Genomic DNA, 24,967 nt, shown 5'->3' with positions numbered 1-24,967 from the left:
CACCGTGTGGCAGTAACAGGTAACAAGACATGGCAAAAGAATACAGCCGTACCCAACGTATCGGCGATCAGATGCAGCGTGAGCTGGCCCAACTGATCCGTCGCGAAGTCAAAGACCCGCGCGTTGGCCTGGTCACCATCACCGCCGTTGAAGTGAGCCGTGACGTGGGTCACGCCAAGATCTTCATCACCGTGATGGGGCAGGACAACAGCGAAGAAATCGCGCAAAGCATCAAGGTGCTCAACTCGGCTGCAGGCTTCCTGCGCATGCAGTTGGCCCGTGAAATGAAGCTGCGCAGTGTTCCCCAGTTGCACTTCCACTACGACGAAAGCGTCGTGCGTGGTGCGCACCTGTCGGCATTGATCGAGCGCGCTGTGGCTGAAGACAGCCAGCACCCGTCCACACCTGAAGACGCCAAGGAGTAAGCGGTGGCTCAGGTCAAACGTATCCGTCGCAACGTCAGCGGCATCATTCTGCTCGACAAGCCCATTGGCTTTACCTCCAATGCCGCGCTGCAGAAGGTTCGCTGGCTGCTCAATGCCGAGAAGGCCGGGCACACCGGCAGCCTCGACCCATTGGCCACCGGTGTACTGCCGTTGTGCTTTGGCGAGGCCACCAAGTTCTCGCAATACCTGCTCGATTCCGACAAGGGTTACGAAACCCTCATGCAACTGGGCAAGACCACCACCACGGCCGATGCCGAAGGTGATGTTCTGCAGGTTCGCGACGTGACCGTTGGTCGTGCTGATATCGAGGCCGTTTTACCCGCTTTTCGTGGGCAAATCAGTCAGATACCGCCGATGTACTCGGCGCTCAAGCGTGATGGCCAGCCTCTTTACAAGCTGGCACGTGCGGGCGAAGTAGTGGAGCGTGAACCGCGTTCTGTTACTATTGCGCGGCTTGAATTGCTCGCCAGTGAGGGCGACACCGCACGATTGTCGGTGGACTGCAGCAAAGGCACCTATATTCGTACCCTGGTGGAAGATATCGGTGAGCAACTGGGCTGTGGTGCATACGTTGCAGAGCTGCGACGTACTCAAGCCGGACCTTTCACCCTGGCCCAGACGGTCACGCTGGAAGAGTTGGAAGCGGTACATGCCGAAGGCGGCAATGAAGCGGTTGATCGCTTCCTGATGCCATCGGACAGCGGTTTGCTGGATTGGCCATTGCTGCACTTCTCGGAGCACAGCGCGTTCTACTGGCTAAACGGTCAGCCGGTACGTGCCCCGGACGCTCCGAAGTTCGGTATGGTGCGGGTACAGGATCATAACGGTCGCTTTATCGGTATCGGTGAAGTGAGCGAAGACGGGCGTATAGCGCCGCGTCGACTGATTCGGTCAGAATGACCGAACGAGTGTGGCTGTTAACAGGCACGGTCAACACTCATTTTTAGATACAGGGATTTGTCCCTGGCCTGTTGAAACTGCCCTTTGGGTGGTTTCCTGAAAAAAGGATTGCCTCATGGCTCTCGACGTTCAAGAAAAAGCACAAATCGTTGCTGACTATCAGCAAGCTGTTGGTGACACTGGTTCGCCAGAAGTGCAAGTTGCACTGCTGACCCACAACATCAACAAGCTGCAAGGTCACTTCAAGGCCAACGGTAAAGATCACCACTCCCGTCGTGGTCTGATCCGCATGGTAAACCAGCGCCGTAAGCTGCTGGACTACCTGAAAGGCAAGGATCTGGGTCGTTATCAGGCTCTGATCGGTCGCCTGGGTCTGCGTCGCTAATAAGCGATTGCGCTAGAGGTTGGTTGTCTGCCGTGTGTCAGTGGGATTTCCGCTGGCCCATGGCAGGCTCCCAGCCTCAAGTTTTATCTGGATACACGCTTTACCCTGGACGAGCGTCGGGCCGATTCCCGGCATTGCCCAAGAATTTCGCAAGAAGACAAGTTCCCCCAAGAGCCACAAAGAAGGTAGGACACCGTGAACCCGGTTATCAAAAAATTCCAGTTCGGTCAGTCGACCGTTACCCTCGAGACAGGCCGTATCGCCCGTCAAGCCTCCGGCGCAGTGCTGGTTACCGTTGACGACGACGTTACCGTATTGGTGACCGTTGTTGGCGCAAAGACCGCAGACCCGAGCAAAGGCTTTTTCCCTCTGTCCGTTCACTACCAGGAAAAGACTTACGCTGCCGGTAAGATCCCTGGCGGTTTCTTCAAGCGTGAAGGCCGTCCTTCCGAGAAAGAAACCCTGACTTCCCGACTGATCGACCGTCCGATCCGTCCGCTGTTCCCAGAAGGCTTCATGAACGAAGTGCAGGTTGTCTGCACCGTCGTTTCCACCAGCAAGAAGACCGATCCGGACATCGCTGCGATGATCGGTACCTCGGCTGCCCTGGCCATCTCCGGCATTCCTTTCGATGGCCCGATTGGCGCTGCGCGCGTTGCTTTCCATGAAAGCACCGGCTACCTGCTGAACCCGACTTACGAGCAACAGAAAGCTTCGAGCCTGGACATGGTCGTTGCCGGTACCTCTGAAGCCGTATTGATGGTTGAATCGGAAGCCAAAGAGCTGACCGAAGACCAGATGCTGGGCGCTGTACTGTTTGCTCACGACGAATTCCAGTCCGTGATCAAGGCCGTTAAAGAACTGGCTGCCGAAGCTGCCAAGCCAACGTGGGCCTGGGCTCCACAGGCTGAAGCGACTGAACTGCTGGGCGCTATCCGCTCCGAGTTCGGTGCTGCCATCTCCGACGCCTACACCATCACCGTCAAGGCCGACCGTTACGCGCGCCTGGGCGAGCTGAAGGATCAGGTTGTAGCCAAGCTGTCCGGTGAAGAAGGCCAGCCTTCTTCCAGCGAAGTCAAAGCGGCCTTCGGTGAAATCGAATACCGCACCGTTCGCGAAAACATCGTTAACGGCAAGCCACGTATCGACGGTCGCGACACTCGCACCGTGCGCCCACTGAACATCGAAGTCGGCGTTCTGCCGAAGACTCACGGTTCGGCGCTGTTCACCCGTGGCGAAACCCAGGCTCTGGTCGTTGCAACACTGGGTACTGCCCGTGATGCACAGCTGCTGGACACCCTGGAAGGCGAGAAAAAAGACCCGTTCATGCTGCACTACAACTTCCCTCCGTTCTCGGTGGGCGAGTGTGGTCGCATGGGTGGCGCTGGTCGTCGCGAAATCGGTCACGGCCGCCTGGCTCGTCGTTCGATCTCCGCGATGCTGCCTGCTGCTGACGTGTTCCCGTACACCATCCGTGTTGTGTCGGAAATCACCGAGTCCAACGGTTCCAGCTCCATGGCTTCCGTTTGCGGTGCTTCCCTGGCACTGATGGACGCTGGTGTACCGATGAAGGCACCGGTTGCCGGTATCGCCATGGGCTTGGTTAAAGAAGGCGAGAAGTTCGCCATCCTGACCGACATCCTGGGCGACGAAGACCACCTGGGTGACATGGACTTCAAAGTAGCCGGTACCGCCAAAGGTGTTACCGCGCTGCAGATGGACATCAAGATCAAGGGCATCACCGAAGAAATCATGGAAATCGCCCTGGGCCAAGCCCTGGAAGCGCGCCTGAACATCCTCGGTCAGATGAACCAGATCATTGGTCAGTCGCGCACCGAACTGTCGGAAAATGCTCCGACCATGATCGCGATGAAAATCGACACCGACAAAATCCGTGATGTTATCGGTAAAGGCGGCGCGACCATCCGTGCGATCTGTGAAGAAACCAAGGCTTCGATCGATATCGAAGACGACGGCTCGATCAAGATCTTCGGCGAAACCAAGGAAGCTGCTGAAGCTGCACGTCAGCGCGTTCTGGGCATCACCGCTGAAGCCGAGATCGGCAAGATCTACGTGGGTAAGGTTGAGCGCATCGTCGACTTCGGCGCATTCGTCAACATCCTGCCGGGCAAAGACGGTCTGGTGCACATCTCCATGCTGAGTGACGCTCGCGTTGAGAAAGTGACCGACATTCTCAAAGAAGGCCAGGAAGTGGAAGTGCTGGTACTGGACGTGGACAACCGCGGCCGTATCAAGCTGTCCATCAAGGACGTAGCAGCAGCCAAGGCTTCGGGCGTTTAATCACCCGCAGGCTTTACGCTGAAAAAGAGGACTCTTCGGAGTCCTTTTTTTATGCCCATAGGAAAGTAGCGGGAAATCAGTCGCTTAGTAAATTCTAAAAGCCGCAACTTGCATGCAGGCACGATCGACTTCATGCAAGTTGCACGATTTCGAAAATTGCCTGTTTTTATAAGTTGTTGTTTATAAAGAGTTTATTACGATTTCGCGACTTGGCACACTGCCTGCAATAACCCTGTTAACGCTGCAGCATCAAGGTTTACACGCTGCAGACTTTTAATAAAACAGGAGTTACTCGTATGAAGAAGTTCGCTCTCGCTACTGCTACCGCTCTGACTCTGGCCATGGGTGCTAACGTAGCCTTTGCTCAGACTTCCCAAGCCCCAATGACCCTGGCGGCCGGTGAAATGACCAAGGCTAAAGAGTCCACTTCGGACACTTGGATCACCACCAAAGTAAAAGCTGATCTGCTGACCGAGAAAGGCATTCCTGGTTCGGACATCAAGGTTGAAACCAACAAAGGCGTGGTTTCCCTGTCCTCCACCGTCGCTATCTCTGATTCCCAGAAAGCCACGGCTGTAGCGATCACCAAGAAAATCAAAGGTGTTACCGCTGTTTCTGCTGACGGCCTGATGGCTGGCGGCGTAGCTAAAGCCGACAACGTCGACAAAGCCAAGACCAGCACTTCGGACACCTGGATCACCACTAAAGTGAAATCCGATCTGGTTACTGAGAAAGGCATTCCTGGTACCGACATCAAAGTCGAAACCAACCACGGTGTAGTGTCGCTGTCGTCGACTGCTGCTGTGACCCAGGCTCAGAAAGACACCGCAGTTGCGATCACCAAGAAAATCAAAGGCGTTAAATCTGTATCGGCTGATGGTCTGACCGTTCAGTAACGCTAAAAGAATCGTCTGAGCTAGACGGCGGCGGCTTAGGGTGAGTTAGTTATCCACCCGATGCACCTCTAAAGTTCATGCGACCGACCACACGGATGTGGTCATTACAGGCCCCGGCACTTGTGTCGGGGCCTGTTCTATTGTGTGGGAAATAGGATTGCGCAGGGCAGCTGACGATCAACTGTGGGAGCTGGCTTGTGTGGGAGCTGGCTTGCCTGCGATGCAAACACCTCGGTTATTCAGTTAAACCCGGGTGATGCTATCGCAGGCAAGCCAGCTCCCACACAATCTATCTCCCACACAAGCCAGCTCCCACATTTTGATAGGGCCTTAGGGGTTACTCGGCATCCAGATGCATCGGCGTTACCACTCGACCGTCTTTCTCCGCCTGCCCCAGGCTGGCGTCAATGAAGTACACCCGGTCATCTTCCAGCTGGCCTTTGTCCACCAGGTAGTCCTTGATAGTGCTGGCACGGTCCTGCCCCAGTTGGCGCAGCAGTACATCACTGGCGGCCCAGAACTTGATCAAGCCATCACGCAGCTTCGCAGTGCGGTCATCGCTGCTCAGGTCTTTCCATTCGGCCGGTGGTTGTTGCTTAAGACGGGTGCGGTAGATGCCTTCGAGCAATGGCGCTTTTTCCTTCTCCGGCACCACCAGCAATGACGCCTGGGCTGGCACCTTGTCGCCGCGACGCTGGAGGATTTTGTAATAGTTGTACTGGTATTCACGCTCCAGGCGATCTGCGGCGATGAACGGACCATCGCTGCTGGCCGCTGCCGTGCCTTCAATCTCAAGGCGCAGGGTAGGGCGCTCTTTCAGTGCCTTGGCCAAGGTATTCAGAGCACCCTCGGCCTCTTTGTTCAGTTCGCTGGAGCCTGCGGCAAACGACACGTTACCCAGGTCTTCCGAGCCGCCACCGCTGACCAGCCCGCCAATAAACTTGAACGGCGCCGTGGCTGCGCGCACCACCAGGTTGCGCAGGGTCTGCCACACAATCGGCATGACGCTGAACTGCGGGTTATTCAAGTCGCCGGTCACGGGGAGTTCGATGGAGATCTTGCCGTCAGTGTCCTTGAGCAGCGCAATGGCCAGGCGAATCGGCAAATCGACGGCATCGGCACTGTCGACCTTCTCACCCAGTTGCAATTGCTCAACCACCACCTTGTTTTCAGCCTTCAACTGACCTTTGGTGATCATGTAGTGCAAATCGAGGTTGAGACGGCCTTTGCGAATGCGGAAACCCGCGAACTTGCCGGAATATGGCGTCAACGTGGTCAGTTCGACACGCTTGAAGCTGGTGGCGATATCCAGCGCCGCCATCGGGTCAAACGGGTTGACGCTGCCCTTGATAGTGACCGGCGCGTAGCGATCCACTTTGCCCTTGATGTCGACGCTGGCCGGTTTGGCCTGGCGACTGTCGATAGTGCCAATCTGCCCGTTGAGTTGCTGGATAGCCGTGGCGAAGTTGGGCGTGAGGCTGAAGTCGGCGAAGTTGGCCGAGCCGTCATTGATCGCAATCTGCCCGATATGAATGCCCAATGGCTTGTCTTTGCTCGCCGCCGGTTTGGTTGCCGACTTGGCGCCATTGTCGGCCGGTTGCGGGATCAGCAAGTCATCGATGTTGGTGGTGCGGTCATCGTTGATCATAAAGCGCGCATACGGCTGCAGCAGGTTGACCTTGTCGATCGACAGGCTGTCGCCGTGCTGGTAGTTCACACCTTCAAGTACCAGACGCTGCCACTTGAGGAAGTCGCGGGTCTTGAGGGTGTCCAGGGTGTGCAGCTGGTCGACCTGAGCGCGGCCGGTGACCTGCAGGGCCAAAGGCTCGGTGCTTTTGAGGTTCACATCGAGGTTGCTGCCCAGCATACCGCTGCGCAGCTCCAGGCGAATAAACGGACTGATATAGGATTGCGCGACGCGCAGGTCGATGTCCTGGGTGTTCACTTTCAACTTGGCGCTGACCGGGTTGAGGTTGACCTCGCCGGTTGCGCTGACCTTGCCTTGCTTGCCCAGGCCGGAGTCGACCTTCAGGGTAAAGGGGCTGCGGTTGAGGCTGTCGAAGTTCTGCATATCGACATTCAGCGGGCCTAGCTCCAATGCAACTGCCGGTTTGGCAGCTCGGTCCGCCAGGTGTACTTGATAGTTGCGCAGTTGCACGTCCTTGAGCAGCACTTGCCAGGGTTTGCTCGGTGCGGCAGGTGGGGCGTTTGGCGTATCGGCGGTTGCAGGCGCGCTGGCAGGCTTGAGTTCCTTGGCCGGTTTGCTCGGTTGGCTGGCAAACAGTTTCTGCCAGTCCAGTTGCCCATCGGCTTCGCGGGCGGCCCAGGTTTCCAGTTTGTTGCTGCGGATCTTGCCGACCACCACTTGCTGCTTGGCCAGGTCCACCGTGGTGTCGCTGACGTCCAGGCGCTCCAGGCGCACCAGTGGCCGGCCATCCGGCGCCTTGATCGCAAAGGGCGCGATGCTGGCGGCGGTGTTGGTCAGGTTCAGTTCGGTTTCTTTGGCCAGGCTGAATTTATAGTCGGTGCTGAAGTTCAGCACGCCGTCTTCAAGCACCAGCGGCAGGGCATCCCGCACATAGGGCCACCAGGCTTTCATCTTGCCATCGGTGACTTTCAAGGTGCCTTCGGAAGTGATCGGCACCAGGCTGAAATTGCCTTTCCAATCGATCTGACCGCCCTCGGGGCCGGCGGCCACCAGGGTCATGTCGGCATTGTCTTCGGGCAACGTGCTGAGGTTTTTCAGCTCGAAGTCGAGTTTGTCGTAGAGAAATTCGATTGGCTCGCTGGGGCGCAAGTCGCGAAAGTACACATAGCCGCCGGCCAGCTTGATGCTGTCGATGCGCAGCGGGAACGGCTTGGCATTCGGGTCAGCCGGGGTCGGCTCACTCGGCGGCAGCTTGAACAGCTGCGCCAGGTTCAACTGGCCGGTTTTGTCGAACAGCACTTCGGTCTTCGGCTGGTCCAGTTGTACGTCTGCCAGGTGCAGCGCGCGCGTCCACAGGCTGTCGATCTGCAGGTTGGCGTACAGGCGCTCGAAACCGACTTGCTCCTTACCCGGCTCGCCGAGCTTCAGGCCCCACACCGTCAGTTCCAGGCTGAACGGGTTGAGCTCGATACGCTCGATACGGGCCGGCACCGTGGCGTAATTGGCCAGTTGTTGGTTGGCAATGCGAAGGGCAATGCCCGGCAGAATCAGAAAGCCCAGCAAGCTGTACAGAGCCAGGGCGGTCAACAAGGCGCCAGCGGCGCGGATCAATCCTTTGGGCATGAGTGACGCCATCTATGTAGAACGAGAGTGCCTTGGAGTATGGCACGGGTTTTCGGTTCCGAAGTACTGGACTCCTTGGGAAAAGTACTACAACTGCAGGATCAGTGTTTTTAACGGTGGCTGCTGATCCAGGGACGGGAAGTCAGCCCCAGGCGTCATGATTTGCCACTCGCGTACCGGGCGGCCGGCTTTTTCGGCGCAACGCAGCACCTGCTCACGCCAGTCATCCATGCTGACTTTTGCCAGGTTGTTGCAGCAGATCAACACGCCATTGTCGGCGGTGGTCAGCAGTGCGGGCTTGAGCAGGCTCTGATAATCGCGCAACAGGTCGACGGTGCCGAAAGCACTCTTGGCCCAGGCCGGTGGGTCGAGCAGCACCAGGTCGAACTGGCGCTGCTCAAGGCGTGGATAACTCGGCAGCTTCTGGCCACGACGCTGGGTGATCGGCAAACCGGCCAGTTGGCGAATCGCCGGGAAGTAGTCGGACTGCACGAATTCCATGGTCGGCAAGTGCGGGTTGAGCAGGCCGTTTTCGCGCCCGACCGCCAGGTTGCCTTCGGCGAAGTCCAGGTTGCACACCTCATGCGCGCCCCCGGCTGCGGCGCTCAAGCCTACGCCACAGGTGTAGGCGAACAGGTTCAGCACGCTTTTGCCGGCGCTGTGGTCCTTGACCCAGCCACGGGTGTTGCGCAGGTCCAGGAACAGCAGCGGGTCTTGCCCGGCATGGCGGCCGCGTACACGGTAGTTGAGGCCCCATTCGTGGCCGACCTGATCTGCCAATGCCGCAGGCTCGGCGCGGTACACCGTGTCTTCACGGTCGATGCGCGAGTTGCCACGGGAGCGGTCGTTGTACACGAGCTGCAATTCCAGCCCCATGAACTGGTTGACCTGTTGATGCAGGTCCAGCAGCTCCTCGGTTTGCAGCGACTGGTGGAAGCTTTGTACCAGCAATTGCGGGCCGTAACGGTCAATGGTCAAGCCGCCGGCGCCTTCCTGGCTGCCATGGAACAGCCGGTAGCAGTCGGTGCCTTGGGCGTGCAACTCGTTGATCAGGTCTTGGCGATGGTTGAGAGCGGCGCGCAGCGCCTGATTCAAGGGAGTCATGGAGCGCGCCTTGCGGGTAAAAGAGGGCGCGAAGTTTAACAGCTATGGGCCGCCGTCTACATCAACCCCATCCGCCGCTGGGCGCGTTGCACCGAACCGTTGCGCATCGCCCAGCGCAGCAAGGGCGCGCTGCGCTTCACTCCCGCGCGGATCACCAAGCGTTGCATCGAGCTTTGGTGTTGCCCGAGCATAGCGCTGGCCCAGTCCGGCAGCAGGTCGATGCCGGCCTGCATCATCAAGCTGCCAAAGGGTTTGGCCAAGGTGCTGGGCGCAGGTGCATTGACCAGCAGGCGCAGCACTTCGCGGCTGCGATCGTCGCACAGCAGTTGTGGACGAATGCGCGCCAGATAATCGGAAATTTCCTGGCGTGAACGCGGCACGTGCCGTGCGCCCAGTCGCTCGGCAACCAAGGCAATTTCACTGTAGTAGCGGTCCTGGTCGCGCCCAGACAGATGCGGGTTGCGATAACGCAGGTGTGCCGCCAGAAAGTTGCTGACCTCCGCCACGTGTACCCACGTCAGCAGCTCCGGGTCACTGGCCGCATAGGCTCGCCCATCCGGCGCATGCCCGACCACTTGCAGGTGGATGGTGCGCACCTTCTCAATCAGCCATTCGGCGTCCTGGCGCGAGCCGAACGTGGTGCCGGAAATAAACTGCGAAGTGCGGCGCAGGCGCCCGAGCATGTCCTGGCGAAAGTTGGAATGGTCCCACACGCCGGCCAGGGCCAGCGGGTGCAAGGCTTGCAGCATCAACGCGCTGATGCCGCCGATCAGCATGCTGCTGAAGTCGCCATGCACCTGCCAGCTCACAGAGTCCGGCCCGAACAGGCCGGGGTCGCCCTTGGGGTTTTCCAGGTCCAGTTGGCCGAGTGACAAGCCGGTGAGGCTCATCAACTGGGTTTCGATACGGCTGCGGATAAATTCCATGGCGACTCTGGGTGGCTCCTATCGGTTCAGGCGTTTATCGATCAGGCCGTCCACCACGCTCGGGTCGGCCAGGGTCGAGGTGTCGCCGAGGCTGTCGAGTTCGTTGCAGGCGATCTTGCGCAAAATACGCCGCATGATCTTGCCCGAGCGGGTTTTCGGCAAGGCCGGCGCCCATTGGATCAGTTCCGGCTTGGCAAAGCTGCCGATTTCCTTGCTGACCAGCGCCAGCAAGTGTTTTTTCAGCTCATCGCTGGGCTCGACGCCATTCATGGGGGTGACAAACGCATAGATGCCCTGGCCTTTGACGTCGTGGGGGTAACCGACCACAGCGGCTTCGGCCACTTGATCATGCAGCACCAGCGCGCTTTCCACTTCGGCGGTGCCGATGCGGTGGCCGGACACGTTGATCACGTCATCGATGCGGCCGGTGATCCAGTAGTCGCCATCCTCATCGCGGCGCGCACCGTCGCCGGTGAAGTAGTAGCCGGGATAGGGTTTGAAATAAGTGTCGAGCATGCGCTGCGGGTCACCGTAGACGCTGCGGATTTGCCCCGGCCAACTGGCCTTGATAGCGAGCACGCCACTGCCGGTACCGCTGAGTTCCTTGCCATGTTCATCCAGCAGCACAGGTTGTACGCCAAACATCGGTTGGGTCGCGCAGCCAGGTTTGATCCGTTGCGCGCTGACCAGCGGGCTGAGCATGATGCCGCCGGTTTCGGTCTGCCACCAGGTATCGACAATCGGGCAGCGCTGCTCGCCCACAGCGTTAAAGTACCAATCCCAGGCCTCCGGGTTGATCGGCTCGCCGACGCTGCCCAGCAGGCGCAGGCTGGCGCGCGAGGTGTTCTGCAGTGGCCCGTGGCCCTCACGCATGAGCGCGCGCAATGCGGTGGGCGCGGTGTAGAAGATATTCACCTGGTGTTTATCGATGACCTGCCAGAAGCGCGAGCTGTCCGGGTAGCTTGGCACGCCTTCGAACATCAGTGACGTCGCACCGTTGGCCAGCGGGCCGTACACGATATAGCTGTGGCCGGTGACCCAGCCCACGTCGGCGGTGCACCAGAACACTTCGCCGTCACGGTAGTCGAGCACGTACTTGAAGGTCATCGCCGCTTGCAGCAGGTAGCCACCGGTGGTGTGCAGCACGCCTTTGGGTTTGCCGGTGCTGCCGGAGGTGTAGAGGATAAACAACGGGTCTTCGGCGTCCATCGGCTCGGGCGGGCAATCAGCGCTGGCGGCGTCCAGGGCGGCTTGATACTTGAGGTCGCGGCTTTCTACCCAGTCAAGTTTCGCACCCGTGCGCTCCACCACCAGTACCGTGCTGACGTTCGGGCAACTGGCCAGGGCTTTGTCGACATTCTTTTTCAAGGCCACCGGCTTGCCGCCGCGCACGCCTTCATCGGCGGTGATCACGGTGCGACAGTCGGCATCGAGGATGCGGTCGCGCAGGGCATCCGGAGAGAAGCCGCCGAACACCACCGAGTGCACCGCGCCGATCCGGGTGCAGGCCAGCATCGCGTAGGCGGCTTCCGGGATCATCGGCATGTAGATGCACACCCGGTCGCCTTTTTTCACCCCACGGGTTTTCAGCACATTGGCCAGGCGGCTGACGTTTTGATGAAGTTGGCGGTAGGAAATTTTGGAGGACTTTGCAGGATCATCACCTTCCCAGATAAAGGCCGGCTGGTCGGCGCGTTGTGCCAGGTGACGGTCGATGCAGTTGTAGCTGACGTTCAGTTGGCCGCCGGCAAACCACTGGGCTGCGCCGGTAGTGATGTCCGAGTGTTGCACGGTGTGCCAGGGTTTGATCCAGTCGAGGAAACCCTTGGCCTGTTCGGCCCAGAACGTATTGGGTTGCTCAATGGATTGGCGGTAGAGGCGCTGGTACTCGTCTTGACTGAGCTGCGCGGCCTGGCGGACGGCATCGGCGCGGGGGAATGTGCGGATATCGAACATGAGCGGTCCTTATTCTTGTTTTAGCGACAAGGCATAAAGATGCACGCTGTGGGGAGAGGGTTCAAGGCCAACGTCCAAACGGACGTTGGCCTTGGTGTACCGGCCTCAGCCGCGGTGACGACCGCGGAAGTAGTTGATCAGGCCCTGGGTCGACGCATCGTCAGCCAGGGTTTCTTCGGCGCCGGTCAGGCGGTTGTAGACACCTTTGCCCAGCTCTTTGCCCAGCTCCACGCCCCATTGGTCGAAGGCGTTGATGCCCCAGACCACGCTTTGTACAAACACTTTGTGTTCATACATGGCGACCAGTGCGCCCAAGCGACGTGGGCTGATGCGCTCGACCACGATGGTGTTGCTCGGACGGTTGCCCGGGATCACCTTGTGAGGCGCCAGCTTCTGCACTTCGGCTTCCGGCAGGCCTTTTTCGCGCAACTCAGCCTCGGCTTCACTGCGGGTCTTGCCGAGCATCAGTGCCTGGCTCTGGGACAGGCAGTTGGCGTACAGCCACTGGTGATGGTCGGACACCGGGTTGAAGCTGACGATCGGCACAATGAAGTCGGCCGGGATCAGTTGAGTCCCCTGGTGCAGTAACTGGTGGTAAGCATGCTGACCGTTGCAACCTACGCCACCCCAGATCACCGGGCCCGTATCGGTGGACACCGGTGTGCCGTCCTGGCGAACGCTTTTGCCGTTGGACTCCATGTCCAGCTGTTGCAAGTGTTTGGTGATGTTACGCAGGTAGTGGTCATACGGCAGGATCGCATGGCTCTGCGCACCCCAGAAGTTGCCGTACCACACGCCCAGCAGGCCCAGCAGCACCGGCATGTTTTGCTCGAACGGCGCGTTCTGGAAGTGCTGGTCCATGGTGTAGGCACCGGACAACAGCTCTTTGAAGTTGGACATGCCGATGGCCAGGGCGATTGGCAAGCCAATGGCCGACCACAGCGAGTAACGGCCGCCGACCCAGTCCCACATCGGGAAGATGTTTTCTTCACGGATACCGAACGCCACGGCCGCCGCGTTGTTGCTCGATACGGCGATAAAGTGACGGTACAGTTCGGCTTCCGAGCCACCCTGGGCCAGGTACCAGGCGCGGGCGGCCTGGGCGTTTTTCAGGGTTTCGAGGGTGTTGAAGGATTTGGACGAAACGATAAACAGCGTGGTCTCGGCGCGCAGCTTCTGGGTCAGTTCGTGGAACTCGCTGCCGTCGATGTTTGCCAGGTAGTGGCAGCGCACGCCTTTGTGAGCGTAGGACAGCAATGCCTCGGAGACCAGCTCCGGGCCGAGGAACGAACCACCGATGCCGATATTCACTACGTCAGTGATCGGCTTCTCGGTGTAACCACGCCACAGGCCGTCGTGGATGCGGCCGACCAGGTCAGTGATCTGGTTCAGCACCTTGTGCACGTCCGGCATGATGTTTACGCCGTTGACCGACAGCTTGTCGCCCACTGGGCGGCGCAGCGCGGTGTGCAGGGCGGGGCGACCTTCGGAAGAGTTGACCGGCTCGCCTGCGTACAGCGCGTCAATCGCGGCTTTAAGGTTGACTTCTTTGGCCAGGCCCACCAGCAGGTCACGGGTTTCGCTGGTGATCAGGTTTTTCGAGTAATCGAGGAAAAGCCCGCAGCTGCTCAAGGTGAACTGGGAAAAGCGCTGGGGATCGGCATTGAACGCGTCGCGCATGCTGAAATCCTGCATGGCTTGGCGATGTTGATTGAGCGCTTGCCAAGCGGGCAGAGCGGTAACGTCATGAGGAGTGCGGTAGTACGCCATCGCTGCGGGTTTCCTTTTATTACGGGGACTTGCCTTTAGGACACTTCTAAATCCGGAACGTTGAGTCTTTCATCAGGCGTTTGAGTCCGGTCAGCGCCAACAATGGCGCAGGGCGATTACATTAAACCTAGCGTGTCGATATGTCTTGGCTTTGTCTGCGCTGTTGCCGGTACTTTTTTATACCGGCACAGCGATCAGGGCAACAGGCGAAGTGCCTGGCGGGGTCAGTTGAGAGTCAAATGCAGGTTGTCGATCAGGCGTGTCGCACCCAGATAGGCCGCCACGAGGATGACGATATCCCGATCCTCAGGCGTGGCCGCACGCAGGTGCACGCCTTGGCGCACTTCCAGGTAATCCATGCGCAGCCCGGCAGCTTCAATCTGCGCGATCTGCTCGGCACGCAGCTTGGCGAAATCCTGCTCGCCGCCTTTTATAGCCGCCGCAATCTGGCTGAGGCTGCGGTAGAGCACCGGCGCAATCGCGCGCTGTTCTTCGTTGAGGTAACCGTTGCGTGACGACAGCGCCAGGCCGTCGGCGGCACGCACGGTGGGCTCGCCGATGATCTGGATGGGCATGTTCAAGTCATGCACCATGGCGCGGATGACCGCCAGTTGCTGGTAGTCCTTCTGGCCAAACACGGCCATGTCCGGCTGGACCATGTTGAACAGCTTGCTCACCACCGTCGCCACACCTTCGAAGTGCCCGGGTCGGCTGGCACCGCACAGGCCCTCGGACAGTTGCGGAACGCTGACGCGGGTTTGGCCGGTCATGCCGCCGGGGTACATTTCGTCAACGGTGGGCGCAAACAACAGGTTGCAACCGGCTTGCAGCAGCTTTTCCTGGTCGGCAGCCAGCGTGCGCGGGTACTTGTCCAGGTCTTCGCCTGCGCCGAACTGCAACGGGTTGACGAAAATGCTCGCCACCACAAAGTCCGATTGCTGTGCGGCCTTGGTCACCAAGGTGGCGTGGCCGCTGTGCAGGTTGCCCATGGTGGGCACAAAGCCAATGCGTTTGCCGGCACTGCGCGCGTGGGCGACGGCGGCGCGTAGTTCTCTTACGGTTTTAACGGTGTTCATGCAGAGAACCCATGTTCTTCGCCAGGGAACGTCATGGCTTTGACTTCGCTCACGTAGGCGGCCAGGGCTGCCTGGATGCTGTCCTGGCCTGCCATGAAGTTTTTCACGAATTTGGGCGCACGGCCGGTCAGCGACAGGCCGAGCATGTCGTGTACCACCAGCACTTGGCCGTCGGTGGCCGAGCCTGCGCCAATGCCGATCACCGGCACTTTGACTGCCTGGGTAATTTCTGCCGCCAGTTCGCTGGGCACGCATTCGAGCAGGATCATCGCGGCGCCGGCTTGCTCCAGGGCAATGGCATCCGCACGCATCTGGCGCGCCTGGGCTTCATTGCGACCTTGCACCTTGTAGCCGCCGAAGATGTTCACCGACTGCGGCGTCAGGCCCATGTGCACGCACACTGGAACGCCGCGCTCAGCCAGTAACCGGATCGACTCCGCCAGCCATACCGCGCCTTCGACTTTGATCATGTGTGCACCGGCTTGCATCAGCTTGCCGGCGTTCTGGAAGGTTTGTTCAAGGGTGGCGTAACCCATGAACGGCAGGTCAGCGATGATGAAGGCGCCGTTGTTACCGCGTTTGACGCTGGCCGTGTGGTACGCAAGTTCGTCAGTGGTGACCGGCAGGGTGCTGTCATTCCCTTGAAGAACCATGCCCAGTGAATCGCCAATCAACAGCACTTCAACCCCGGCCTCACAGCTGGCGTGGGCGAAGGTGGCGTCATAGCAGGTCAGCATGGTGATTTTTTCACCTTTGAGCTTCAGGCTCTGCAAGGTGGTCAGGGTAATGTCTGGCATGGAAAGGGTCCTCGTTCAGGCGCTTGGAAACAGCGAGTAACGCGCGTGAGTCTTCGTTTATACAGGCGCACTGTCTTGAGAGCAGTGCTTATAAGGCCTGGATTGCGCCCTTCAGCGCCGGGTTGGCGGCAGCGGGACGCCTATAGTCGTGATGAGGACACGGGAAGTCAATTGGATGTGTTACCGCATTGTTACGAGTGGGGTGTTACCCCTGTTACGGGTGGGAGCTGGCGTGTCTGCGATGGCAGCATCGCGCAATAGCGGGTGTACCGAGTTGCCCGCATCGCAGGCAAGCCGGGTCCCACATTGACCGAGTCAGTCTCGGGGCACGCGCTCCAGGCCAACAAACGGGCAGGCGGCCAGCAAGTCGCTAAGTGTTTGGCCATTGGGCAGTTGCAGGTCGGCGGGTGCCAGCTCTGCCAGCGGGTACAGCACAAACGCGCGCAAATGCATCTGATAGTGCGGCACCTTCAGCCGCGGCGTGTCGATCAGGCGATCGCCAAACAACAGGATATCCAGGTCCAGGGTGCGCGGGCCCCAGCGTTCAAGGCGCTCGCGGCCCTGGTCGTTCTCGATGGTTTGCAGGGCATCGAGTAAATCCAGTGGCGCAAGATCGCTGTCCAGGGCGGCGACCGCATTGGTGTAGCGCGGTTGGCCCGGGAGCAGGGAGTCACTTTGATAGAACGCCGACACGCCAACGAGGGCCGTGCCGGGCAATTGCGCCAGGGCTTCGACAGCGCTGCGCAATTGCTGGTCCGGGGCAGCCAGGTTGCTGCCCATGCCAATGTAGACACGTTCCACGTTTATTCGCCCGCAGCGCCCGAGGCATCGGCCGCGCTGCGCTTGCGCTTGGTGCCGCTGCGACGACGTTTTTTCGGGCCAGTGCCTTCGCCATCGCCTTTGCTGCCGAGGTCGCGAATCATGTCGCGGCGCTGGCTGTCATTGGCGTCCTGGTAGTCGGTCCACCATTCGCCCAGGCCGTCGGTCTGCTCGCCGGCGCTTTCGCGCAGCAGCAGGAAGTCGTAACCGGCACGGAAGCGCGGGTTGTCCAGCAACAGGTCGGCGCGCTTGCCACTGCGGCGCGGCAGGCGCTCCTGCATGTCCCAGATCTCGCGGATCGGCATGGTGAAGCGTTTGGGAATGGCGATGCGCTGGCACTGCTCGGCGATCAGCTCATGTGCGGCTTCCTGCATGGCCGGAATCGGCGGCATGCCACGGTCTTGCAGGCGCAATACGCGCTTGGGCAGGGCAGGCCACAGCAGGGCGGCAAACAGGAACGCCGGCGTTACCGGTTTGTTCTGCTTGATGCGCAGGTCGGTGTTTATCAACGCTTCGCTGATCAGCGTGTGGGTGTACGTGGGGTTGTATTCCAGTGCCTCGGCGCTGGCCGGGAACAGCGGGTCGAACAGTTGCAGGTCGACCAGCATTTCGAACGTATCGGCGGCATAACCCGAGAGGAACAACTTCAGCACTTCTTCGAACAGGCGTGCCGAAGGAATTTCCCGCAGCATCGGCGCCAGCTCGCGAATCGGCGCGGCGGTGTGTTTCTCGATGCCGAAGTTCAGCTTGGCGGCAAAGCGCACGGCGCGCAGCATGCGTACCGGGTCTTCCTGGTAACGCTGCGTCGGGTCGCCGATCAGGCGGATCAGGTTGTTGCGAATGTCGTGTACGCCGTTGGCGTAATCGAGAATGCGCTCGCTGACCGGGTCGTAATACAGGGCGTTGATGGTGAAGTCGCGGCGCTGCGCGTCTTCTTCCAAGGTGCCGTACACGTTGTCACGCAGGATGCGGCCGCTCTCGTTGCGGGAAGACTGATTGGTGTCTTCCTCATCATCGTTTTGCGGATGGCCTGCGCGGAACGTCGCGACCTCGATGATTTCGCGACCAAAGTGGATGTGCACCAACTTGAAGCGGCGACCGATGATTCGCGCATTGCGAAACTCGGCACGCACCTGCTCCGGCGTGGCGCTGGTGGCGACGTCGAAATCCTTGGGCGTGATATTGAGCAGCATGTCACGTACGCAGCCGCCCACCAGATAAGCCTGGTAGCCGGCGTTCTGCAAACGTTCGACGATGTTCACTGCATAGCGGCTGAATTGAGCGCGCTGCAATGAATGCTGATTGCTGTTAAGCACTTCAGGCGTGCTGCGAATGTGTTGCGTACGACGCAAGGGGGAACGGAATGACTGGAACAACTTCTTCAGCATGGGATGCACTGTTTGAAGGAATGTTCGGCCATAACGAAGAATGACCGCATGATGGGCCGGGATTCTAGCATTTAGTCGAGGGATGGTGTAGGAACAAGCTGCAAGGCTTGAGCCAGAAGCTTAAAGAAGGGTGTGAGCGGGTCAAATGCCGGAAACTACAAGGGGAGCCGAAGCTCCCCCAGAAGTAGTTGCGTGCTCTATTTTTATTATGGTTGCGGGCTTTTTGTTTTTGTTGATCGCCCTCGCCATGAAGTTTCACCTTCATGACACTCCCAATCGGGAGCCAAGAGCAAACGGATTGCTTTGGTCGCTGTGTTGCTGATCTACGATCCAACCAGTTCAGGCTCTGCCTTAGGGCAGTTTTTGTTGTTCTCGGCCTGGTTGCGGGGCAAGCCCCAAATGCAACGCCTCTCCAAAAGAATCAGTTAGCTGCGCCTCCGCCGTGTTGTTTTTGTTATGCGTGAGTCGATTCGTCTTATTTTTATTGTCTTGTACAAAGCTTGTTATTGTTTTTGTACTAAGCATATAGCAGGGTGCGTGCCAACTTTTGTGCCGCCCAGCAAAACCGGGGGTTTGAGCTGGTTTTGGCTTTTGGAAGGGCGAAAAAAAGCCGGGGCTTCGTTACCGTAAGCCCCGGCTTCTGTTACGTGAAAAAGCTGCGGTAACAGTTTTTTCACATCTGAGGGTGTTACCTGTGGGGGCGCGCCCTCAGCTTTCGCTGGCCACCCCGGTCTTGCGCCGTGGAATGCCCAGGCGTTGGCGCCGTTCCCACAGGCATTTGCGACTTACCCCCAGCTTGCGAGCCAGCTCGGTCTCGGTCATATGGTCCTGATGCTCAAGCACGAAGTGCTGGAAGTAGTCTTCCAGTGACAGGTCTTCGGTCGGCTCATGGCTGGTATTGCTGCCACCGCCCTGTTGCGGGGCCAGGCCGATGAAGTCGTCGTCTTCCAGGTCGCTCAGCTCGATATCGATACCCAGCAGCTCGGCAGAAATTTCCGGGCTCTCCGACAGAATAACCGCACGCTCGACCGCGTTCTCCAGTTCGCGGACGTTACCCGGCCACGAGTAATGCCGAATCGCCTGCTCGGCGTCGGCGGCAAACTTGAGGTCGGTACGGTTGATGCGCGCGCTCTGGCGCAGCAGAAACGCGCTGGCGATCTCATTCACGTCGGCGCCACGCTCGCGCAAGGCCGGCAGCTTGAGGGCGATGACATGCAGGCGGTAATACAAGTCTTCCCGGAACTGGCCGATCTTGGCCAGGCTCTTGAGGTCACGGTGGGTCGCGGCGATCAGGCGCACATCGACCTTCTGTGATTGCACCGAACCGACACGGCGAATCTCGCCTTCCTGCAACACGCGTAGCAAGCGCGCCTGGGCTTCCAGGGGCAGTTCGCCAATTTCGTCGAGGAACAAGGTGCCGCCGTCCGCCGCTTCGACCAACCCAGCACGCCCGGCGCTGGCGCCGGTAAATGCGCCTTTCTCGTGCCCGAACAGTTCGGACTCGATCAGCGATTCGGGGATCGCCGCGCAGTTCACCGAAATCATCGGTGCCTTGGCACGCTTGGACAGGTTGTGCAGAGCGCGGGCCACCAGCTCTTTACCGGTGCCCGACTCGCCCTGGATCAATACATTGGAGTCGGTCGGCGCCACTTTGCGGATCTTGCTGTACAGATCCTGCATCGGTGGGCAAGAGCCGATGATGCCGATCTCGCCGTTGCTGTTGTCGGCCCCCGGCTTCTCGGCAGCCTTGCCGGCAGGACGCTGTTCGGCCGGCGTACTGCCAGCCGACTGACGGTCACGCAGAATGCGCGCCACGGCCTGGAGCATTTCGTCGTGATCGAAAGGCTTGGCGATGTAGTCCACCGCGCCCATCTTCATCGAGTCCACCGCCGAGCGCAGGCTGGCATAGCTGGTCATGATCAGCACGGGCGTGCCCTGGCCAAGCTTGATCAGCTCGGTCCCCGGCGCGCCCGGCAGGCGCAGGTCGCTGACAATCAGGTCGAACGTGGGAATGCTGAAACGCTCTTGGGCTTCCTGCACCGAGCCGGCTTCGCTGACCTGGTACTGATTACGTTCAAGCAGGCGACGCAAGGCAGAGCGGATAATGGTTTCGTCTTCGACGATCAAAATGTGCGGCATTGATTCAATTCTCTCGACGGTCTCAGTTCACAGCGGACGTCGCTTCGACATGACGCGGCAAGGTCACCCGAATACGGGTGCCGCGTTGGCTTTCGGTGTCAGCCGGGCTGTCGATGGTGATTTGTCCATAATGCTCTTCAACGATGGAATAGACCAGTGCAAGGCCCAGACCGGTACCTTCACCCGGGTCCTTGGTGGTGAAGAAAGGTTCGAACAATCGATCCATGATGTTCTGTGGAATACCGCTGCCTTCGTCCTCCACGATCAGGTCGACCGTGTGCTCGAAAGCCTCGCTCTTGACGCGTACCGCACTGCCGGCGGGCGTTGCGTCACGGGCGTTTGAAAGCAGGTTGATCAGCACCTGCGCCAAGCGTTGGGAGTCGCCGTCAACCCAGTGGTCCGGGTCGCACAGGTTAAAAAACTGTACTTCGAAATTGCGCCGGTTCAAGGCCAGCAGCCCAATGGCATCCTGCGCCACTTCCGCCAGGCACACCGCTTCGTCATGGTTCTGATGCGCGCCGGCGTGGGCGAAGCTCATCAGCGACTGCACGATGCGTGACACGCGCTTGGTCTGCTCGAGGATCTGCCCGCTGATTTCGGTGATTTCAGCGTCTTCTTCGCGCTCTTCGCGCAGGTTTTGCGCCAGGCACGCGATACCGGTGATCGGGTTGCCGATTTCATGGGCCACACCCGCAGCCAGGCGACCGATGCTGGCCAGGCGTTCGGAGTGCACCAGCTTGTCTTCGAGCATCTGGGTTTCGGTCAGGTCTTCCACCAGCAGCACCAGGCCACTGTTGCCCGGCGCCAGCGGCTCGTCGATCGCCGCTTTGTGCAGATTGAGCCAGCGGGTCTGGCCGTCCAGCGCCAGGTGCTGTTTGTGCAAGTGCTCGTCGGGCAGGTTGATAAAGCCTTGCAACAGTTCTTTCCAAGGGTCGCCCAAGGTGTTCAGGCGTGAACCCACAACACGTTGTGCGGCGATGCCGGTGAGTTCTTCCATCGCCTTGTTCCACATCAGGATCTCTTGATCCTTGGCCAGGGAACACACGCCCATCGGCAGTTCTTGAAGGGTTTGACGGTGATAGCGGCGCAGGGCATCGAGTTCGGCGGCGAGACCGGTGAGGCGTGAGTGGTAATCCTCCAGCCGGCTCTCGATGAAATGGATGTCTTCGGTGACGTAGTTTTCGCCGCCGGCCTTGTAGGGCAAGAAGGTTTCCACCATGTCCTGGGACACGCTCGGTCCCATCAGGCCGGACAGGTTGGCCTCAATGCGGTCGCGCAAACGGCGCAGGGCGTAGGGCCGGCGCTCGTCAAACGGCAGGTAAAGGTCGCGCAGTGCCTGCTCGACTTCCTTTTGCGCAGCCTTGGCGCCCAGCGGCTTGGCCAGTTGGGTGGCGAACTCTTGCGGTGAGGCGGCGTGCAGCTCGCGGCGTTGCGGGCGGCGCACGTTGTCCACCGCGCAGGCTTCGGCGGCGCTGGTTTCTTCGGGGCTGGCGTTGGTGAACAGCGAGATCAGGGTAAACATCAGCACGTTGGCGGCCAACGAGGCGATCGCTGCCATGTGCCAGCTGGTGTCATCCAGCACGTAGATCATGTTCAGCAGCGGAATATAGAAGCCCTGCAAGTTGCCGACCAGCGGCAGCAGCATGGTCACCATCCACACCAGAATGCCTGCCAGCAGCCCGGCGATAAAGCCGCGACGGTTGGCGGTTGGCCAGTACAGCACCGACAACACACCCGGCAAGAACTGCAAGGTCGCCACAAACGCGACGATGCCGAGGTTGGCCAGGTCTTGCCCAGCGCCCAGCAGCAGGTAGAAGCCATAGCCGGCCATGATGATGGCGACGATCAGCGCGCGGCGCGTCCATTTCAGCCAGCGGTAGATATTACCTTCGGCTGGCGGCTGATACAGCGGCAGCACCAGGTGATTGAGCGCCATGCCGGAGAGTGCCAGCGTGGTGACGATGATCAAGCCACTGGCCGCCGACAAACCGCCTACGTAAGCCAGCAATGCCAGGGATTTGCTGTTGGCGGCAATACCGACGCCAAGGGTGAAGTATTCGGGGTTGGTGGTGGCGCCGAGCTTGAGGCCGGCCCACAGGATCAGCGGCACCGCCAGGCTCATCAGCAGCAGGAATAACGGCAAACCCCAGCTGGCGCTGACCAATGAGCGCGGGTTGAGGTTCTCGGTGAAGGTCATGTGGTACATGTGCGGCATCACGATGGCCGAGGCAAAGAACACCAGCAGCAGCGTGCGCCATGGGCCTTCCTGCAACGGCGTGTGCAAAGCGGCGAGGGCGGTCTGGTTTTGCAGCAACCACAACTCCAACTGTTGCGGCCCGTCGAATACGCCATACAGCGCATACAGGCCGACACCGCCGATGGCGATCAGCTTGATCACCGACTCGAAGGCAATCGCAAACACCAGGCCTTCGTGTTTCTCGCGGGTGGCGATATGGCGTGAGCCGAAGAAAATCGTGAACAGCGTGATCAGTGCGCAAAAAGCCAGGGCGACGCGGTGCTGCACCGGTTCGCGGGTGAGGATGCTGATGGAGTCCGCCACCGCCTGGATCTGCAGGGCCAGCAACGGCAGCACGCCGATCAGCATAAAGATCGTGGTCAGCGCGCCGGCCCAGGTGCTGCGAAAGCGGAAGGCAAACAAGTCCGCCAGGGACGACAGTTGATAGGTGCGGGTGATTTTCAGGATCGGGTACAGCAACACCGGCGCCAGCAGGAACGCGCCGGACACGCCCAGGTAGCTGGACAGAAAGCCGTAGCCATACTGATAGGCCAGCCCCACCGTGCCATAAAATGCCCAGGCGCTGGCGTAGACGCCCAGGGACAAGGTGTAGGTCAACGGATGGCGAATGATCGCCCGCGGAATCATTCCGCGCTCACTGATCCAGGCAACCCCGAACAACGCGGCCAGGTAGGCGGCGCTGATCAGCAGCATCTGGGTGAGGCTAAAGCTCATCGGCATCTTTTTGGCTCTGCAGGATGAAGGTCACGACGATCAGGATCAACCACAGCAGATAAGGGCGATACCAGGCGCCCGTGGCGTCGATCCACCAATCCATGATGGCCGGGGAAAACAGGTAGATCCCGACGACCAGCAGCAGGACCAATCGATAGATGTACATGTTGGCCTCTGATTAAAAAACTGCCGCGATGGTAACGGATGCTTGGCAAGCTGCAAGCGCCTTCAGCTCAATTGCGCTTCGGCCAGCGTGAGTGTGCGCGGAATCTGGCTGGCGTCCCAGTGTGCAATGCCCCAATCCAGCAGTTCCCGTGGGCTGGCGTGCAGCATTTCGCTGCCGGGTTGCTGGCCGAGGGCGCGCAACGCTCTCAATAGCAAAGGTGTGGCCTGGTCGGGTGTCAACGGCGGCGAGCGGTAGGATTTGCCCAGCTTGTTGCCGTCCGGCTGGGTGATCAGCGGCACGTGCAGGTAGCGCGGCTGGCGCAGACCCAGCAGTTCCTGCAGGTAAAGCTGGCGCGGCGTGGAATCGAGCAGGTCGGCGCCGCGCACGATGTCGGTGACACCTTGCCAGGCATCGTCGAGTACCACTGCCAGTTGGTAGGCATACAGGCCATCGCGACGGCGGATGATGAAATCGCCCACATCACGGCCCAGGTGCTGTCGGAATTCGCCTTGCACGCGGTCGGTAAAGTGATACTCCAGCTCCGGAACGCGCAGGCGGATCGCCGCGTCTTGCTGATCGTGCCCGAGGTTTCGGCACAGGCCTGGATAGATCCCGTGGTAGGGCTCCAATTGTTTACGCGAGCAGGTACAGGCGTAAGCCAGGCCGTGGTTGAACATGTCGTTCAAGACTTTGGCGTAGGCATCATGCCGCTCGCTTTGCCGGACCAGTTCCCCATCCCACTCAAAGCCATAGCTTTCCAGGGCGTGCAGGATCGCCGCCTGGGCGCCGGGTTCTTCACGGGGTGGGTCGAGGTCTTCCATGCGCATCAGCCAGCGGCCGTGATTGGCGCGGGCATCGAGGTAGGAGGCGAGCGCGGCAACCAGCGAACCGAAGTGCAGGTGGCCGCTGGGCGTGGGGGCGAAACGCCCGATATAAGTAGAGGCTGTCATGGGCCGGATACTACTGGAAAACCGCTGAACGCCAGAAACAAAAATGGAGCGTTTGCACGCCCCATTTTTTGTTTGTCGCGTTCAGCCCGGCAGGGTTACTTGCCGACCTGTTTTTCCTTGATTTCAGCCAAGGTCTTGCAGTCTACGCACAGGTCCGCGGTTGGGCGGGCTTCCAGGCGGCGAATACCAATCTCGACGCCGCAGGATTCGCACCAGCCGTATTCCTCGTCCTTGATCAGTTGCAGGGTCTTGTCGATCTTCTTGATCAGCTTGCGCTCTCGATCACGCGCTCGCAGTTCAAGGGCGAACTCTTCTTCCTGGCTCGCACGGTCGGCCGGATCAGGAAAGTTGGCTGCTTCGTCCTTCATGTGGTCAACGGTACGATCAACCTCCTGCATCAAGTCCTGTTTCCACTTGTTCAGGATCTTGGTGAAGTGCTCGCGCATGGGCTCGCCCATGTACTCCTCGCCCTTTTTTTCCACATAGGGTTCGAAGCCGCCGAGGCCTTGAGTCTGCTGTTGCTTTGCTTGGGTGGACATGAATAGACCGCCTCTCACTCTTCTAATCCATTGCGCAGGATTGCAACGTCACCGACACCTGCCGGCCCTGCGGCTGCAAGCGGGCGAACTTACCAGATAGATTCGGGGTGCGCCACTCCCGGTTGTCGAGGCCCAACGTGGCAGGCTTGCAAACTGTCATGGCCCGC

19 protein-coding genes are annotated in these 24,967 nt (G+C 59.7%); 5 read left to right on the top strand and 14 right to left on the bottom strand.

Translation table 11 applies throughout. The features are described from left to right. The first annotated feature begins 29 nt into the window (after positions 1-29). The 5 genes from rbfA (at position 30) to HBO41_RS18440 (ending at position 4,928) form a co-directional block, all read left to right on the top strand. Positions 30-425 (top strand): 30S ribosome-binding factor RbfA, encoded by a 396-nt coding sequence (gene rbfA, locus HBO41_RS18460; RefSeq protein WP_003176137.1) that lies wholly within the window; start codon positions 30-32, stop codon positions 423-425. A 3-nt stretch (positions 426-428) separates the two neighbouring features. After that, positions 429-1,346, top strand: a complete 918-nt coding sequence (gene truB, locus HBO41_RS18455) for a tRNA pseudouridine(55) synthase TruB (protein ID WP_017139248.1) — start codon at positions 429-431, stop codon at positions 1,344-1,346. 115 nt (positions 1,347-1,461) lie between these two features. Next, complete coding sequence (rpsO, locus tag HBO41_RS18450; protein ID WP_003176135.1) at positions 1,462-1,731, top strand: 30S ribosomal protein S15; 270 nt, start codon at positions 1,462-1,464, stop codon at positions 1,729-1,731. A 195-nt stretch (positions 1,732-1,926) separates the two neighbouring features. Beyond that, positions 1,927-4,032, top strand: coding sequence for a polyribonucleotide nucleotidyltransferase (gene pnp, locus HBO41_RS18445; protein WP_017139247.1), 2,106 nt, complete (start codon positions 1,927-1,929; stop codon positions 4,030-4,032). 296 nt (positions 4,033-4,328) lie between these two features. Further along, complete coding sequence (locus HBO41_RS18440; RefSeq protein WP_099547638.1) at positions 4,329-4,928, top strand: BON domain-containing protein; 600 nt, start codon at positions 4,329-4,331, stop codon at positions 4,926-4,928. A gap of 337 nt (positions 4,929-5,265) precedes the next feature. Here the strand turns inward: HBO41_RS18440 and HBO41_RS18435 are convergent, their stop codons facing one another. The 14 genes from HBO41_RS18435 to dksA form a co-directional block, all read right to left on the bottom strand. Further along, on the bottom strand, positions 5,266-8,199 hold the full coding sequence (locus tag HBO41_RS18435; RefSeq protein WP_169987301.1) for a DUF748 domain-containing protein: 2,934 nt from the start codon (positions 8,197-8,199) through the stop codon (positions 5,266-5,268). Between the two features lie 87 nt (positions 8,200-8,286). Then, a complete protein-coding gene (locus HBO41_RS18430) occupies positions 8,287-9,303 on the bottom strand; it encodes a class I SAM-dependent rRNA methyltransferase (RefSeq protein ID WP_169987299.1) in 1,017 nt (338 codons plus the stop codon). A gap of 56 nt (positions 9,304-9,359) precedes the next feature. Further along, entirely contained in the window at positions 9,360-10,229 is an 870-nt protein-coding gene (locus HBO41_RS18425) for an oxygenase MpaB family protein (protein ID WP_099547641.1), read from the bottom strand. Between the two features lie 18 nt (positions 10,230-10,247). Next, complete coding sequence (acs, locus tag HBO41_RS18420; protein ID WP_169987297.1) at positions 10,248-12,185, bottom strand: acetate--CoA ligase; 1,938 nt, start codon at positions 12,183-12,185, stop codon at positions 10,248-10,250. 105 nt (positions 12,186-12,290) lie between these two features. After that, on the bottom strand, positions 12,291-13,955 hold the full coding sequence (gene pgi, locus HBO41_RS18415) for a glucose-6-phosphate isomerase (RefSeq protein WP_017139241.1): 1,665 nt from the start codon (positions 13,953-13,955) through the stop codon (positions 12,291-12,293). Positions 13,956-14,179: 224 nt separating this feature from the next. After that, positions 14,180-15,031, bottom strand: a complete 852-nt coding sequence (panC, locus tag HBO41_RS18410) for a pantoate--beta-alanine ligase (protein WP_017139240.1) — start codon at positions 15,029-15,031, stop codon at positions 14,180-14,182. Next, complete coding sequence (panB, locus tag HBO41_RS18405) at positions 15,028-15,828, bottom strand: 3-methyl-2-oxobutanoate hydroxymethyltransferase (protein ID WP_169987295.1); 801 nt, start codon at positions 15,826-15,828, stop codon at positions 15,028-15,030. Before panB ends, panC begins: the two co-directional genes overlap by 4 nt. A gap of 315 nt (positions 15,829-16,143) precedes the next feature. Beyond that, the gene (folK, locus tag HBO41_RS18400) at positions 16,144-16,629 is read right to left on the bottom strand and encodes a 2-amino-4-hydroxy-6-hydroxymethyldihydropteridine diphosphokinase (RefSeq protein WP_017139238.1); all 486 of its coding nucleotides are present in this window, start codon (positions 16,627-16,629) and stop codon (positions 16,144-16,146) included. A 2-nt stretch (positions 16,630-16,631) separates the two neighbouring features. Then, a complete protein-coding gene (locus HBO41_RS18395) occupies positions 16,632-18,035 on the bottom strand; it encodes a polynucleotide adenylyltransferase PcnB (protein WP_099547644.1) in 1,404 nt (467 codons plus the stop codon). 708 nt (positions 18,036-18,743) lie between these two features. Beyond that, a complete protein-coding gene (locus HBO41_RS18390; protein ID WP_099547645.1) occupies positions 18,744-20,174 on the bottom strand; it encodes a sigma-54 dependent transcriptional regulator in 1,431 nt (476 codons plus the stop codon). A 22-nt stretch (positions 20,175-20,196) separates the two neighbouring features. Further along, entirely contained in the window at positions 20,197-23,151 is a 2,955-nt protein-coding gene (locus HBO41_RS18385) for a sensor histidine kinase (protein ID WP_017139235.1), read from the bottom strand. Continuing rightward, positions 23,135-23,311, bottom strand: coding sequence for a hypothetical protein (locus HBO41_RS18380; protein WP_003176118.1), 177 nt, complete (start codon positions 23,309-23,311; stop codon positions 23,135-23,137). Before HBO41_RS18380 ends, HBO41_RS18385 begins: the two co-directional genes overlap by 17 nt. 62 nt (positions 23,312-23,373) lie before the next feature. Beyond that, on the bottom strand, positions 23,374-24,261 hold the full coding sequence (gene gluQRS, locus HBO41_RS18375) for a tRNA glutamyl-Q(34) synthetase GluQRS (protein ID WP_099547646.1): 888 nt from the start codon (positions 24,259-24,261) through the stop codon (positions 23,374-23,376). A gap of 95 nt (positions 24,262-24,356) precedes the next feature. After that, on the bottom strand, positions 24,357-24,800 hold the full coding sequence (gene dksA, locus HBO41_RS18370) for an RNA polymerase-binding protein DksA (RefSeq protein ID WP_003194150.1): 444 nt from the start codon (positions 24,798-24,800) through the stop codon (positions 24,357-24,359). Positions 24,801-24,967 lie beyond the last annotated feature (167 nt).

This window comes from Pseudomonas sp. WS 5146 (assembly GCF_012985495.1).
GTDB lineage: Bacteria > Pseudomonadota > Gammaproteobacteria > Pseudomonadales > Pseudomonadaceae > Aquipseudomonas > Aquipseudomonas edaphica.
This window is presented reverse-complemented; position numbering and strand designations above follow the sequence as displayed.

Bases quoted from the DNA above. Each gene is read 5' to 3' on its own strand.
- pgi (WP_017139241.1), bottom strand. From the start codon at position 13,955: ATGGCGTACTACCGCACTCCTCATGACGTTACCGCTCTGCCCGCTTGG.
- gluQRS (WP_099547646.1), bottom strand. From the start codon at position 24,261: ATGACAGCCTCTACTTATATCGGGCGTTTCGCCCCCACGCCCAGCGGC.
- acs (WP_169987297.1), bottom strand. From the start codon at position 12,185: ATGTTCGATATCCGCACATTCCCCCGCGCCGATGCCGTCCGCCAGGCC.
- panB (WP_169987295.1), bottom strand. From the start codon at position 15,828: ATGCCAGACATTACCCTGACCACCTTGCAGAGCCTGAAGCTCAAAGGT.
- HBO41_RS18430 (WP_169987299.1), bottom strand. From the start codon at position 9,303: ATGACTCCCTTGAATCAGGCGCTGCGCGCCGCTCTCAACCATCGCCAA.
- HBO41_RS18380 (WP_003176118.1), bottom strand. From the start codon at position 23,311: ATGTACATCTATCGATTGGTCCTGCTGCTGGTCGTCGGGATCTACCTG.
- HBO41_RS18390 (WP_099547645.1), bottom strand. From the start codon at position 20,174: ATGCCGCACATTTTGATCGTCGAAGACGAAACCATTATCCGCTCTGCC.
- HBO41_RS18435 (WP_169987301.1), bottom strand. From the start codon at position 8,199: ATGCCCAAAGGATTGATCCGCGCCGCTGGCGCCTTGTTGACCGCCCTG.
- HBO41_RS18440 (WP_099547638.1), top strand. From the start codon at position 4,329: ATGAAGAAGTTCGCTCTCGCTACTGCTACCGCTCTGACTCTGGCCATG.
- HBO41_RS18385 (WP_017139235.1), bottom strand. From the start codon at position 23,151: ATGCCGATGAGCTTTAGCCTCACCCAGATGCTGCTGATCAGCGCCGCC.
- rpsO (WP_003176135.1), top strand. From the start codon at position 1,462: ATGGCTCTCGACGTTCAAGAAAAAGCACAAATCGTTGCTGACTATCAG.
- rbfA (WP_003176137.1), top strand. From the start codon at position 30: ATGGCAAAAGAATACAGCCGTACCCAACGTATCGGCGATCAGATGCAG.
- HBO41_RS18425 (WP_099547641.1), bottom strand. From the start codon at position 10,229: ATGGAATTTATCCGCAGCCGTATCGAAACCCAGTTGATGAGCCTCACC.
- HBO41_RS18395 (WP_099547644.1), bottom strand. From the start codon at position 18,035: ATGCTGAAGAAGTTGTTCCAGTCATTCCGTTCCCCCTTGCGTCGTACG.
- dksA (WP_003194150.1), bottom strand. From the start codon at position 24,800: ATGTCCACCCAAGCAAAGCAACAGCAGACTCAAGGCCTCGGCGGCTTC.
- panC (WP_017139240.1), bottom strand. From the start codon at position 15,031: ATGAACACCGTTAAAACCGTAAGAGAACTACGCGCCGCCGTCGCCCAC.